The following is a 13445-nucleotide window of genomic DNA, read 5'->3' on the forward strand; positions in this document are numbered from 1 at the left end:
GCATTCTAGAATCGCCGGCTTCCCGCTGCCGTCGAAAGCCCAACCGTCCGTGAGTCCCGTCGCGCCCCCTGCCGCCGCCGAGGCGGTCCTCGATGCGCTGTTCGTCCCGTTCGCCGACGGCACGCTGACGCTGCCGGCCGCGCAGCCGGTGCTGTTCCTCGGCGCGCGCGCCGGCGCCTGGACGTTCGCGCACCGCGGCGTCGACTGGCACTGCGTGCAGGGCTTCAAGCCGTTCGCCGATGCGCTGGCGCGCCAGGGTCTGGGGGTGATCGAGCCGGCCGAGCCGGATCGTTACGCCGCGGTCCTGGTGCTGCCGCCGCGGCAGCGCGATCAGGCGCGCGCGCTGTTCGCGACTGCGCTGCATCATGCGCAGCCGGACGCGGTCGTCGCCGTCGCGGTCGCCAACCTCGAGGGCGCGCGCTCGGCCGAGGCGGATTTCGTGCGGCTCGCCGGACCGGTGCGCGTCCTCAGCAAGCACAAGTGCCGCGTGTTCTGGTCGCCGCCGGACGATCGCCGCGTCGACGCCGAGCTCGCCGCCGCCTGGCGCGCGCTCGACCGGCCGCGTCCGATCGGTGACGGCCGCGTCGTCAGCCGGCCCGGCCTGTTCGCATGGGACCGCGTCGATCCGGCCTCGCGCCTGCTGGCCGAGACGCTGCCGGCGACGCTGGCCGGCCGCGTCGCCGATCTCGGCGCCGGCTACGGCTATCTGTCGATGCAGGTGCTCGAACGCTGCCCGTCGGTGCAGGCGATCGACCTGTACGAGGCCGACGCGCGCGCACTGGAGCCGGCGCGGATCAACCTCGAGCGCGCCGCGCGGCGCCGCGCCGCGCCGGTCGAGTGGTCCGTGCACTGGCACGACGTGACCGCCGGCCTGCCGCAGCGCTACGACGCGATCGTCAGCAACCCGCCGTTCCACCAGGGCCGCGACGGCCAGCCGCAGATCGGGCAGGCATTCATCGCGGCCGCGGCCGACGCGCTGGCGTCGCGCGGACGCTTGTGGCTGGTCGCCAACCGCCACCTGCCGTACGAGGCCGAGCTGGCGCGGCGCTTCGCCGTCGTCGACACGTTGGCCGAGCGCGACGGTTTCAAGGTCATCGCGGCCGCCGAGGTGCGCCGATGAAACTGCTGCGTCTGATCGCCAATCTTGGCTACGGCAGCCGCAAGCAGGTCGCGGCAATGTTCCGCGAAGGACGCATCACGCGCCGCGACGGCGAGGTGCTCTATGCCGACGATCGCGTCGAACCGGCCGAGGTCTGCGTCGACGGCGAGCCGCTCGATCCGCCGCCCGGGCTGACGCTGATGCTGCACAAGCCGGTCGGCTACACCTGCTCGACGCGCGATGCCGGCCGCCTCGTCTACGACCTGCTGCCCGAGCGCTACCGCCGCCGCGATCCGGTGCTGTCGACGGTCGGCCGGCTCGATCGCGACACTTCCGGCCTGCTGCTGATGACCGACGACGGCGGCTTGCTGCACCGGATCATCTCGCCGCGCGCGCAGGTCGCCAAATGCTACGAGGCCGAGCTCGCCGCGGATTTGAGTGGCGAGGAGGCCGCGCTGTTCGCGAGCGGCACGCTGATGCTCGATTCGGAGACCACGCCGCTGGCGCCGGCCGCGCTCCAGGTGATCGCGCCGCGGCGGGCGCGGCTGACCGTGACCGAGGGCCGCTACCACCAGGTGCGACGGATGTTCGCGGCGACCGGCAATCATGTGCTGGCGCTGCATCGCGTCTCGGTCGGCGGCCTGACCCTGGGGGATCTCGCGTCCGGTCAGTGGCGCGCGCTGGACGCCGGCGACATCACGCAGATCTTCGACGGCGGCCGTACGCCCGACGCATGAAGCGCCGGATGCGATGCACGCGTCCGGCGCTTGCGTCATCGACTGCGTCTCAGCGCTGCGCGGTCCAGCGCGCGTATTCGCGCTCGGACAGGCGTCCGTCGCGGTTGCCGTCGGCGTAGAGGAAGTCGGTCGCCAGCAGCGGATAGGCGCGCGCCTCGTCGGCGGAAATGCGGCCGTCGCGATCGGCATCGAGCATGGCGAAGGCCGGGGCCGGGCCGTCGGAGCGGTAGAGCGGCTGGCCCGAGTGCAGCTCCACTTCGACGCCCTGACGGTCCTGGAACCGATGGACGCGATCGCCCTGCGCCCAGGCGGCACTGGCGACGGTGAACGCCAGCGCGAGGCCGGCACAGTGGACGATGGGTCGGCGGTTCATCATCGCGGCAACTCCCCGCAAGTTCGGTCTCCGCAGCCTAGTCCCGCCACCTGAATCGCCGATGGACCGGTTCGCGCCCGGCCTGCGGACCGTCTCCCGGCGGTCAGTCGCAGGCGCCGAGCGGTGCGTCGAGCAGGGCCAGCAGTGCGGCGTCGGGCGGAAAGCCGCCGGCCCGTTGCCGCGCCGTCTGCCGCCACTGATCCGCCTCGGCACAACGGCCCTGCGCGGCCAGGGCGCCGGCCAGCTTGAGCGGCCGCTGGCCGCGATCCAGCGTCTGGGCATGGCTGCCGCTGGCGTCGCGCTCGAGCATGCGGCGGTAGCTCGTTTCGGCCGCGTTCGCGTCGCCGCCGGCCAGCAGCGTATCGCCGAGCGCCTCGAGCACGTCCACGCTGAGCGTGTCGTTGCCGGGCGACAGCTGCTCGCAGACCGCCAGCGCCTGCCGGAGCGTCGCTATCGCCTCGGCCTGTCGGCCCGCGGCTGCGGTAACCGACGCGCTCTGCAGCAGCGCCAGCGCATAGTTCGGCGAGGGATTCCCATAGATCTGCAAGGCGCCGCTCACGGCCTCGCGCATCGGCGCCGCCGCCTCGGCATGCCGTCCGGACCGTGCCAGCGTGCCGGCCAGACCGCCCGCCGCCAGGATCGCATACGGATGCCTCGCGCCCAGGTACTCGCGCGCGCTGCCGTAGGCTTCCTCGTAGAACGACAGCGCTGCGGCGGGATCGTCCTCGGCCAGCGCGTTGCCCAGGCCGAGCAGGTCCGCGATCAGCGCGGGCTCGCCCTCGGCGAGCAGGCGGCGGCCATGCTCGAGCGCCAGGCGCAGGCGCCCGATCGCGGCGTTCCGGTCGCCGCCCGACAGATCGGCCATCGCCAGGTTCTGCTGCGCGATGTTGTAGGTGCGCGCGTGTTCGCGCGAGTCCGGGTCCAGGCCGGCGATCGCCTCGACCAGCAGCGCGCGCCGTTCGCCGATCCGGTCGACGTCGTGCAGCGTGATCGCCAGCGCGCGCAGGCGCTCGGCGCGCACCAGCGGCGGCGTCTGCGGCTGTCCGCGCGTCAGCTCGACCGCCTTGCGCAGCGGCGGCTGCGCGCGCGCGAAGTCGCGCAGCGCGATGAAGGTGCGGCCGATCGTGGTCAGCAGCTCGGCCATGACCTGCGGCTCGCCGGCCAGCTCGCGCCCGATCCGCTCGGGCGCGTCGGCGAGCACCGCGTCGATGCTCGGGATGCGGCCGCCGTGCAGCGCCGGGTCCGCGGCGCGGAACAGGCCGACCATGAACTCGCTGACGTGGCGGGCCGTCCGCGCCTCGCGCTCGGCACGATCGCGTTCGCGGTCCAGGCTCCAGAGGAAGTAGCCGACCACGCCGATCAGGGTCAGCGTGCCGAGCATCAGCGCGCCGGCGGCCAGGCGGTGGCGCCGCAGCAGGCGACCCAGCCGGTACGCGGCGGCGCCGTCGCGTGCGGCGACCGGACGGTGCTCGAGCAAGGCGCGCAGGTCCGCCGCCAGCGCGTCGACGTTGGCGTAGCGGCGCTCGGGCTGCTCGGCCAGCGCACGGCGCAGGATCGCCTCGGCGTCGGCACGGTCGCGCCGCGCCAGCCGGCCTTCGAGCAGGGTCTGCAGCAGCCGGCCGATCTGGTAGATGTCCTGGGCGACGCCGGCCGGTGCGCCGCGGCGCTGTTCCGGACTGGCATAGCCCGGGGTCGCCGCGCGCCGCGCCGGATCGTCGCTGGCGTCGTCCAGCGCCGCCGCGATGCCGAAGTCCAGCAGCCGCGGCACGCCGCCGTCGTCGACGAGGATGTTCGAGGGCTTGATGTCGCGATGGACCACCAGCCGCGCGTGGGCGTAGGCGATCGCCGCGCAGACCTCGACCACCAGTGCGACGCGCGCATGCGCGTCGAGCCGGCGCTGGTCGCACCACTGGTCGATGCGCACGCCCTGGACGTGGTCCATCGCGAACCACAGCAGGCCCGCGCCGCTGCGCCCGCCGTCGAGCAGGCGGGCGATATTCGGATGGTGCAGGCGCGCCAGCAGGCGCCGCTCGCGCTCGAGCAGGATCTCGGCGACGCCGGGATCGGCCTCCGGCGCGATCAGCTTCAGCGCCACCTGCTGCTCGAAGGCGCCGTCGGCGCGCTCGGCGAGGTAGACCACGCCCAGGCCGCCATGGCCGATCGGCCGCAGCACGCGGAACGGCCCGACCGGGGTGCCGGCTTCCAGCGTGTGCAAGGTCTGCCCCCGCATCGTCGAGACCAGCCGGCAGCGCAGCGCGCCGCCCGGCTCGAACGTCACCGTCGAGCCGCTCACGGCTCCTCCATGATGTGGGCGAGCCGGCCGCGCGCCTGCGCCCAGAGCCACTGCACCGTGCGCATCGGGATGCCGACCGCTTCGGCGGTCTCCGGCTCGGTCATGCCCGCGAAGAAGCGGCACTCGACGACGCGCACCATGTCCTCGTTCTCCTGGCCGAGCCGCGAAAGCGCCTGGTCGAGCACGATGAAGCGATGGGCCTGCTCGCTGAGTTCGCGGTCGACCAGGCCGATGTCGATGCGCGTCTGGTCGCCGCCGCGTTTGGCGGCGGCGCGCTCGCGGGCGTAGCGGCAGATGACCTGGCGCATGATCTTGGCGGTCAGCGCGAAGAAGTGCCGGCGGTTCTCCGGGATCGCATCGCCGCCGTCGGCGACGCGCAGATACCACTCGTTGACCAGGCCGGTGGTGTTGAGCGTGGGCATCGTCGCGCCCAGCGCCAGCTGCCGGCGCGCCAGCCGCTTGATGTCGCCGTAGGCCGAGCGCAGCAGGCACGTCCATGCCTCGCGTTCGCCATCGCGGGCCTGATCGAGCAGGCGGGTGATGTCGTCGAGAGGCTCCACTGCCGATCCGCCGGAGATGACCGGCGGACATAGTGATATGAGCGGCGCGCCGGCGTCCAATCGGCCCGGCGGCCGCGTGCGACCGCCGCAAGCCGCGCCGTCCTCGCGCGCCGCGCGGCGCCGGTGCGCGCCGCCGTGCAGGCGGTCGGGCGCCGGCAGGCCGCCCGGCCCGCTCAAGGTCCGGCCTGGCACGCGCCGGGCAGTTCGGCGTCGATGCGGACGTCGTCCAGGAAGAAGCCCGCCGCCTGGCTGGCCGGATCCGAGCTCAGCCGCCAGCGCAGTTGCACGTCCTGGCCGGCATAGGCGCCGAGGTCATGGCTGATCTCGACGAACTGGCCGGCGGCGAAGCCGGCCGACTCGCCGTTGAACGCGCCCTGCACCGACGGGTAGCCGCAGGCGTTGGCCGGCGGATCCATCGTCTGCGCGAAGCTGCCGGGATAGCCGCCGTCGGGGATCAGCGGCGTCCAGGTGGTGCCGCCGTCGGCAGACAGTTCCACGACCACGCCGTCCCATTCCCATTCCAGCTGGTAGCGCGCCGCGTAGCGCAGCCGCGGTGTGCCCGCCGCCAGCCGGACCGGCAAGGTGGCGATCGCCGCGCAGGTGTCGGCCGGGTAGGCCGGTCCCGAAGCGCTGCGGTAGCTGAAGCTGCCGCCGGCGGCCGCCGCGTTGGTGATCGACCACGGCCATTCCTGCCGCAGGGTGGTACGCGTATCGGCGTCGTCGATCCAGACGCCGACGCCGGCGCTGCCGGTGCCGCTCGGCGTCGTGCCGATGATGTGCGAGCGCGACGCGTTGCCGGCCTCGTCGAAGGCCTCGACTTGGTAGAAGCGCGGCTGGCCGTCGGCGACGTCGCCGTCGCGATAGGCCGGCAGGTCCACGGTCGCGACGACCTGGGGCGCGGTGAACAGTGGCGTCGTGTCGCGCAGCACCCGGTAGGCGACCGCCTTGCCGGGGCAGTTCGCGAACGCCGTCTGCCACGACAGATCGACGGCGCAGGTCGCATGGGCCGAGGCGGCCGCCAGCGAGCCGCCGTCGAAATCCAGCGACATCGAGCAGGCATCGGCCGAGACCACGTCCACGCAGGCGTCCGACAGCGGTCCCTCGGCGCCGTCCTTCACGGCGCGGACGCGGTAGGCGTAGGTCTGGCCGCCCTGGCTGCGTGTGTCGAGCAGCGAGGTGGTTGCGGACTGGCCGGCGAAGCGGAACCGGCCCGGGTCGGCCGCCGCGCAGCTGCCGTCGGCGCGATAGAGCTGGTAGCCCTCGGCGCCGGCCACCGGCTGTACCGCGATGCGCACACCCTCCTCGCCGTTGCCGGTGGCGTCCAGTGCCGCCGGCGCGGCGACACCCGGCGCATCATCCGCGCCGAAGCCGTCGGCCAGCAGCCGGTCGCCGAGCACGCCCATGCGCGCCCCGACCACCAGCGCGTAACCCTGGCGGTGGCTGGTCGGCCGGCCGTTGCCGGGGATGTCGTGCGCGGCCACGCGCAGCGTCCATTGACCGGGCGCCGGCGCGATCACGCGGACGTGCTCGACCGTGTTGAGCCGGTCCGGCATACCGCCGGTCGCCGACTGGCCGGCATAGAACACGTTGCCCAGGTACTGCCTTCCGTCCGGCGCGACCACCACCAGGTCCAGATCGTTGACCAGGGCCGGGCTCGCCGCCAGCGCCGCTTCCGGATCGAACCAGGCCAGCGTGGCGCGCAGCTCCTCGCCCGCCGCCACCGTCACCGTGAAAGCGTCGGCGTCGCCGCTCTCCAGGCCGGCGCCGTTGTCTCGGACCCAATGGCGCAGGCCGCGTGTCGCGCCCTGGAAGTAGAGGCTGTTCTCGAGCCAGATCCGTCCCCAGCCGACATTGTGGCTGGGCCAGCTGGTCGAGATCGGCGCGGCGCCGTTGATCAGCGCGGCCTTGAGCAGGGTGCCGGCCGGTTCGCTGCGCTCGCGCGGCGCCGCGCGGCCGGCCGGATACCAGCCGTCGCTGAAGTACTGGCGCAGCAGCGCGGCACCGCCGGAGACCGTTGGCGCGGCCATCGAGGTGCCGCTGAGCGCCTGTGTCTGCGGCGCCTGCATGGCGCTGCCGTTGTCGTCGTTGCCGAGCGCCGAGACGATGGCATCGCCGGGCGCCATGAGGTCCGGCTTGCGCCGGCCATCCATCGTCGGGCCGCGGCTGGAGAAGCTCGAGACGGTGGCCTGGTGGCCGTGCTGGGTCGAGCCGACCGCCAGCACGTTCTTGGCGTTGGCCGGCGATCCGGTCGTCGTCGCGCTCGGACCGGAGTTGCCGGCGGCGGCCACCACCAGCAGGTTCTCGCCCGCCCACAGCGCCGCATCGGCGCGGACGTCGTGACCGACGTAGTAGCCGCCGCTGGAATTGCCCCAGCTGTCGTTGTGGATGCCGGCGCCGCCGGCGTAGGCCTGGGCCACCGTCGCGCCGAAATCGGCGATCGCCAGGCAGCCGCTGACGTCCTCGCCGAGGTCCTGGAACAGCACCTGGGCGCCCGGCGCCATACCGTCGCCGTCACCGTAGTCGACCCGGCCCGGCACGGCGTACGGCGCGGCGTCGCCGAGCACGGTCCCGGTCACGTGGGTGCCGTGATAGCGGTTGAAGGCGCCGCAGAGCTGGTTGTTGTCGTAGGCGCTGGCGCCCGGCTGCACCCAGTAGGCATAGACCTTGCGGTCCGGATAGATCGCACCGGTCGCCAGCGGACCCGGCGCCGGATCATCGGCATCGGTGATCGCGACGGTGGCGCCGGCGCCGAAGTCGAGCCCGGCGAACCAGCCCTCGTTGCGGTCCAGTCCGCTGTCGGCGATCGCGACGATCTGGCCGTGGCCGGTCAGGCCGCGCTGCCAGAGCGGAGCGCGCGCCGGGTCCAGCCCGTCCGGGCAGGCGGCCGCGGCGTCCGGCGTCGCACAGGAGGGCCGGTTGGCCTGGATCGGACCGATCGAATCGCGATTGTGCGTGGTGGCCGGCAGGTACGGCTCGATCCAGGCGACGCCTTCGATCGACGAAGCGGCCTGCAGCAGAGCGTCGAGCTGGGCCGGGTGGACGTCGACCCGGACCGAGGGCAGGTCGAACGCGCCGGCGCGCGTGCCGAAGCCGAGGTCCAGGCCGGTCGCGCGCAGTACCTCGACCAGCCGCTCGGCCGCTTCGCCGCGGAAGCCGTGGACCTCGAGCGCGACGCGCGCCGACGGCGCATGGCGCGCGGCGACGCTGCCGTCGAGCAGGCCGGTTGCCAGCTTCAGGCCCGCCTCGTAAGGCGCCGTCCAGCGCACCGCCGGTGCGCTGCCGATGCGCGCCAGCGCCTGCGCGTCGCCGCGCACCTGGAACGCCGTGTTCGGCAGGTGGCCGACGATCGCAGCGCCGGCGCGCGCGATCGCGTCGCGGGCGCCGGCCGCCTGGCCGGCGTGGTACTGCACGATGCCGTAGCGCGCGTCCGGGCGCGGCGCGATGCGGCCGGCGGGAAACGCGATGCGCTCGCGCAGCGGATCGAAGGCGCCGGCCTGCAGCACCAGCAGCGTCGCGTCCTCGCGCAGGCTCTGGATCGTGTCCGGGTGCGGCGTGTGCAGCGGCAGGGTGCGCAGCGCCGGCGCGGCGGCATCGCCGCGGGTGGCCAGCGCAAGCAGGACGGCGGCGGCCAGCGCCTGCCGCGAGAGGGTGAGAACGGACATCGGACGGAGACTCCTGGTCGGCGGATCGATCGGCGGATGGAGGAAGGCCGCAGGCGCGGCGGTTGCGCAGCCGGTGCTCAGGGCGTGCCGGCTGCGCCGGCCGGATCGGCCAGGTTCACCCGCAGCAGCAGGCTCGCGTCCGGGGTGCCGGCGATGTTCGCGATGTCGGTCGGTTCCGGGTAATGGCCGCAGTTGTCGCCGCGGAACGCCATGTACGACGGCGCCGTCTGCGTCTGCGCGTTGAAGCCGACGTAGAGCTCGCGGTGGAACTCGTTCTTGCGGATCTCCACGACCAGGTCGTGCGTGGCCGCGTCGGGCACCGTGCCGGTCACGGCGACGTTGCGGATCGACAGGCGGTCGTCCTGGTCGACGGTGATCGTGCGCGAGCCGATCTGCTGCAGGTTCGCGTAGGCGAACGGATCATCGGCGGCGAGCGCGTAGAGACGCACCTCCACCGGCACCGTACTGAGACTGCGCTCCACGGCGAAGTCGACCGAATCGACCGACACCGGTCCGTCCAGGCCGAACTCGCCGTCGAGGTCGAAACGGCGCAGCCACGACGTAGGGGCCACGCAGGTCACGACCAGGCCGTCCACCGGTGCGAACTCGCCGGTGTTCTGCGTGAGGACGCGCGAGGCATCCGACTCGAAGCCGTCGGCGAACAGCGGCGTCGCGCGCAGCGGGCAGCTGGCGGCGCCGTGCAGCTCGACGCTGTCGAGCGCGATCATGTTGCCGTTGCCGATGCCGGAGAACGCGCCTTCCACGTCCATCGCGCCGGTGACGTAGTACTGGAACGCGATGCGGCCGGTACCCGATGCGGGCAGGTCGGTCAGCGTGAACTGGCGCCAGCTGTTGTACGGGTAGCCGAGCAGGCCGGCCGGATCGTCGGCCAGGCCGAGGTCCGGGTTGACCGTCAGCAGCGTGGTCGCGAAGCTGCCGGTGTCGTGCGGGCCGGCGCCGACGTCGGTGCAGTCGCCGCTGTTGCACAGGCGCACGACCATGCGGTCCGGCGCGTCGCCCCAGATCGGCGCGTATTCGTAGAAGCCCTTGCGCGTCCAGAAGCTCAGCGTCATGCCGGGGCGGAACGCGATCTCGGGCGTGAGCAGCCAGTTGCTGAGCACGCCGGTGCCGCTGCCGGTATCGGGCACCATCAGGACCGAGTGCGCATACAGGCTGGTGAAGATCGCCGAATGCGGCGTGCCGGCATGGGCGTTGAAGAACAGGCCCTCGGCGTTGGAATCGAGGTATTCGATCTTGCGCTCCCAGCGCGATCCCTTGCCCGGCATCAGCGCCTGGTCCCATTCCTGCGCCAGCGTGCTGTTGTTGCGGCGCAGCCAGCCGCCTTCGGCGAACAGCGACTCGACGTCCTCGAAGCCTTCGCTGCATTCGCCCGGCGCGCTGCCGGATGGTGTTTCGGCCACCGTCGGCGGCCGCTCCCAGCGCGGCGGCGCGGCCGTCGTGGTTGCGGCCTGGCCGCCGCACATAGCTGCCAGCAGCGCGAGCAGCGCCGGCGCGATCGTTGCTGTCTTCATAACCTTCCCCATGCACACGGGATACCGCGCGTTCCGCTCGGCGCGTATCGTTTCATCGGCGGTCCCGGTGGGCGGGACGTCCCTGCGGATCGATAGATAGATGGCAATAGGCAAAACGGCGGCCGATCACGCAAGACGATGCCGGCCGGCCGGCGCGGTCCCGGTCGCTTGCCGGTGCCGGCGGCGCACGCCTATAGTCGGCCTTCCCTCTTCTGCGAAGCGCGGGCATGTACTCGGGAAGCTGTCATTGCGGACGCGTGGCGTTCGAGGTCGCCGTGGACGCGCCGATCGGCGCGGTCGTGGAGTGCAACTGCTCCCATTGCAGCCGCAAGGGCTACCTGCTGTGGTTCCAGCCACGCGAGCAGCTGACGCTGCGATCGGGCGAGGCCGACCTGGCGACCTACACCTTCAACAAGCACCACATCCAGCACCGCTTCTGTACGCACTGCGGCTGCGCGCCGTTCGGTTTCGGCACCGGTCCCGACGGCCGCGCCACGGCCGCGATCAACGTGCGCTGCCTGGAAGGCATCGACCTCGCCGCGCTCGAGCGCACGCCGTTCGACGGCCGCAGCTACTGACGACGCAGCGATGCGGGGAGGACGGCGCCCGTTCCACGGGACGGCCAGGCCTCAGGCAGCGTCGGGCCGGTGCGGTGCCGATACGTGCGGTCAATCCGGCCCGGGACGGATGCCGGATTCGGGCGCCACATCCGGCGGCAGCGGCCGCTCGCCGGCCAGCAGGCGCGCGCGATCGAGTGCCGTGCGGCCGGCCTGGGCCTGGCCGAGCGCGAGATAGAGCCGCGCCTGCAGCAGCGCGCAGTCGAAATCCTCCGTGGCGAAGCGGTCGAGCTGACCGGTCACCGGCACCGCGCGGCGCAGCTCCTCGCGCGCGATCAGGCTGTCGGCATAGGCGATCGCGACCTCGGCCAGGTCGAGCGGCACGTTCTGCCGGTTGGCGTCGCTGAGCGCCTGCGCGTAGAGCGCGTCGGCGGCGGCGACGCGTCCTTCGGCGAAGGCCTGCTCGGCCTGCGCCAGCGCCAGCCGGATGCGTACCGAGCTGTTCGTCGAGGGCTCGGTCCAGGCGCCGAAGCGTTCGATGGCGGCGGCCGCTGCGCCGCTGCGGCCGAGCCGGCGCTGCGCGCGCAGCGCGATCGTCCAGGCCTCGGCCTGTGCGTTCTCCAGTTCGGGACCGAGCGGCTCCTCGAGCACCGGTGCGACCAGCGCCAGCGCCTGTTCGGCCTGGTCGCGCGCCAGCGCCAGCCGCGCGCGCTCGACCGCGACCAGCGGCGCCGAGCCCGGCTCGCGTGCCGGATCGATCGCGCGCGCGAGTTCGCCGAGCAGGCCGTCGGCCTCGCGCCAGCGGCCGACGTCGAGCAGGGCCTGCGCGCGGCGCAGCTGGATCAGATGCGCGGTGTCGATCGTCAGCGGTCCGGCCAGCAGGGCCATGCCGCGTTCGCTCGCGGCCAGCGCGGCGCGCGGCTGCAGCAGCGCGCGATGGGCAACCACCTGGTTGGTCAGCGCGGTCGCCAGTTCGTTCGGTACGCCGAAGCGCTCGAGCTGGTCGGCGGCGCGCTCGAAGCTGGTCAGCGCGGCATCCGGATGGTTGCGCATGCCGTTGAGCGCGCCTTCGTTGAGCTCGACCTGGGCCAGGCCGAGCGAATCGCCGGCCAGCTGCATCGCGATGCGTGCCTGCGCGAAGTCGGCCAGCGCCTCGTCGTAGCGTTCGAGCAGGCTGCGCGCGACGCCGCGCCGCATGTGCGTCTTGCCGATCAGGATCGGATCGCCGCGGCCTTCGAGCAGCGCCAGAGCGGCGCTGGTGTCCTGCTCGGCCTGCGCGATCTCGCCGAGGCGGACGTGCACGGCGCCCAGACCGCTGACGACGCGCGCGCGCAGCAGCGGATAGGTCTCGGCCGGCAGATCGTCGAGCAGGCGCGTCAGCACCTGGCCGGCTTCCTCGTTGCGTCCGGCCACGAAATCGATCTCGGCTTCGCGCAGGCGCAGTTCCGGCGTGGTGCGCATCGCGGCCGGCGCGGTCGTGATCAGGCGCTGCGCGTTCTCCAGATCGTCGATCAGCAGGGCGGCGTCGATCCGCGACAGGCGCTCTTCCTCGGCCGGTCCGGGACCGGGTGCGGCATCGGCCGGCGCCGCCGCGCCGAGCGCTGCGGCGAGCAGGTCGGCGGCGATCCGCGCCGCCGCCATCGGCTCGTCGGCGCGCGCCGGAAAGCTGCGCACGCTGCCGCCGCGCTCGCGCAGGTCGAGGTCGACCGTCCAGCCGGTGTCGGCACGGCGCAGCCGCGCGGCGATCTGCCAGCGCGGCGACAATGCGCGCTCGACGCGCTCGGACAGCTCGCCGGCGGCCGCGTCGTGGCGCAGCATCGACACTACGTTCTCGCTCGGCGCGACGCGCTTGCCGGCCTGGCGCAGGCGGCCAGCGACGAATTCCATGACGCCGAGCCGCAGCCAGGTCCACTCGGCCGGCGCGTCGACGCTGGCCGGCAGCACCGCGATCAGGTCGTCGGGCTGCGCCGGCCCGGCGGCCGCGCCGCTGCGGGCCGGTACGGCCGGCGCCGGCGTTGCAGGTGAACGATGCCGCAGCCACAGCGCGGCCAGCGCGATGCCGACCAGCACGAGCACCGCGACCGCGAGCGCGGTGCGGCGGCCGGAGGCGGGCGGCGTGGCTCTCGCCTGTTCCGTGCCGTCCGTGCCGTCCGTGCCGGCAAGCGGCAGTGAGGGTGCCGTCTCGGCGGCCGCCGCCGCGGCGATGGCCGGCTCGGCCGGCGCCGGCTCGGCGGGTTCCTCGCACGGCACGACCTCGGCGACCCAGCGGTAGCCGAAGCCGGCCACGGTGCGGATCGCCTGCTGCGTCTCGCCGGAATCGCCGACCGCGCGCCGCGCCTTCAGCATGACCTGGGCCAGCTGGGTGTCGGCGACGTCGGCCTTGCCCCAGACCGCGGCCATCAGCTCGTCGCGGCCGATCGCGCGGTCGCGGTGCTCGATCAGATAGGCCAGACAGTCGAATACGCGCGGCGACAACGGGCGCAGGCGGCCGTCCTCGGACAGCTCGCGCGTCGCAAGATCGATCAGATGGGAACCGAAACGCAGCCGTCTTGTCACCGGGGCGAGGGTAAACGCCGCGTGCGCGCGTGACCAGAGCGCCGCCGCGGACGGCGGCGCCCCGGTCGCGAATCCG

At 73.4% G+C, this 13445-nt stretch carries 9 protein-coding genes; 3 read left to right on the plus strand and 6 right to left on the minus strand.

Annotated features, from left to right (window positions below; all coding sequences use genetic code 11):
* The first annotated feature begins 49 nt into the window (after positions 1 to 49).
* Both VMR06_RS05260 and VMR06_RS05265 read left to right on the plus strand, forming a co-directional pair.
* A complete protein-coding gene (locus VMR06_RS05260; protein ID WP_325373749.1) occupies positions 50 to 1120 on the plus strand; it encodes a class I SAM-dependent methyltransferase in 1071 nt (356 codons plus the stop codon).
* Positions 1117 to 1836, plus strand: a complete 720-nt coding sequence (locus tag VMR06_RS05265; protein WP_325373751.1) for a pseudouridine synthase — start codon at positions 1117 to 1119, stop codon at positions 1834 to 1836. Before VMR06_RS05260 ends, VMR06_RS05265 begins: the two co-directional genes overlap by 4 nt.
* A 49-nt stretch (positions 1837 to 1885) precedes the next feature.
* On the opposite strand, the gene VMR06_RS05270 is transcribed toward VMR06_RS05265, so the two are convergent.
* From VMR06_RS05270 to VMR06_RS05290, 5 genes are all read right to left on the minus strand, one after another.
* A complete protein-coding gene (locus VMR06_RS05270) occupies positions 1886 to 2209 on the minus strand; it encodes an EF-hand domain-containing protein (protein ID WP_325373753.1) in 324 nt (107 codons plus the stop codon).
* 103 nt (positions 2210 to 2312) lie between these two features.
* Complete coding sequence (locus VMR06_RS05275) at positions 2313 to 4502, minus strand: protein kinase domain-containing protein (protein WP_325373755.1); 2190 nt, start codon at positions 4500 to 4502, stop codon at positions 2313 to 2315.
* A complete protein-coding gene (locus VMR06_RS05280; protein WP_325373757.1) occupies positions 4499 to 5062 on the minus strand; it encodes an ECF-type sigma factor in 564 nt (187 codons plus the stop codon). The genes VMR06_RS05275 and VMR06_RS05280 overlap by 4 nt, the downstream gene beginning before the upstream one ends.
* 173 nt (positions 5063 to 5235) lie before the next feature.
* Complete coding sequence (locus VMR06_RS05285) at positions 5236 to 8724, minus strand: S8 family serine peptidase (RefSeq protein WP_325373760.1); 3489 nt, start codon at positions 8722 to 8724, stop codon at positions 5236 to 5238.
* 77 nt (positions 8725 to 8801) lie between these two features.
* Entirely contained in the window at positions 8802 to 10256 is a 1455-nt protein-coding gene (locus VMR06_RS05290; protein ID WP_325373762.1) for a choice-of-anchor J domain-containing protein, read from the minus strand.
* Between the two features lie 227 nt (positions 10257 to 10483).
* On the opposite strand from VMR06_RS05290, the gene VMR06_RS05295 reads away from it, so the two are divergent.
* Positions 10484 to 10834: a GFA family protein gene (locus tag VMR06_RS05295; protein ID WP_325373764.1), complete on the plus strand. Its 351-nt coding sequence runs from the start codon at positions 10484 to 10486 to the stop codon at positions 10832 to 10834.
* A gap of 90 nt (positions 10835 to 10924) precedes the next feature.
* Here VMR06_RS05295 and VMR06_RS05300 read toward each other — a convergent pair whose 3' ends face one another.
* Positions 10925 to 13369 carry a winged helix-turn-helix domain-containing protein gene (locus tag VMR06_RS05300; RefSeq protein ID WP_325373766.1) on the minus strand — a complete coding sequence of 815 codons (2445 nt, stop codon included), beginning with the start codon at positions 13367 to 13369 and terminating at the stop codon, positions 10925 to 10927.
* Between the last annotated feature and the right edge of the window lie 76 nt (positions 13370 to 13445).

The sequence above is a fragment of the Dokdonella sp. genome, from assembly GCF_035511235.1.
In the GTDB taxonomy this organism is placed as follows: domain Bacteria; phylum Pseudomonadota; class Gammaproteobacteria; order Xanthomonadales; family Rhodanobacteraceae; genus Dokdonella.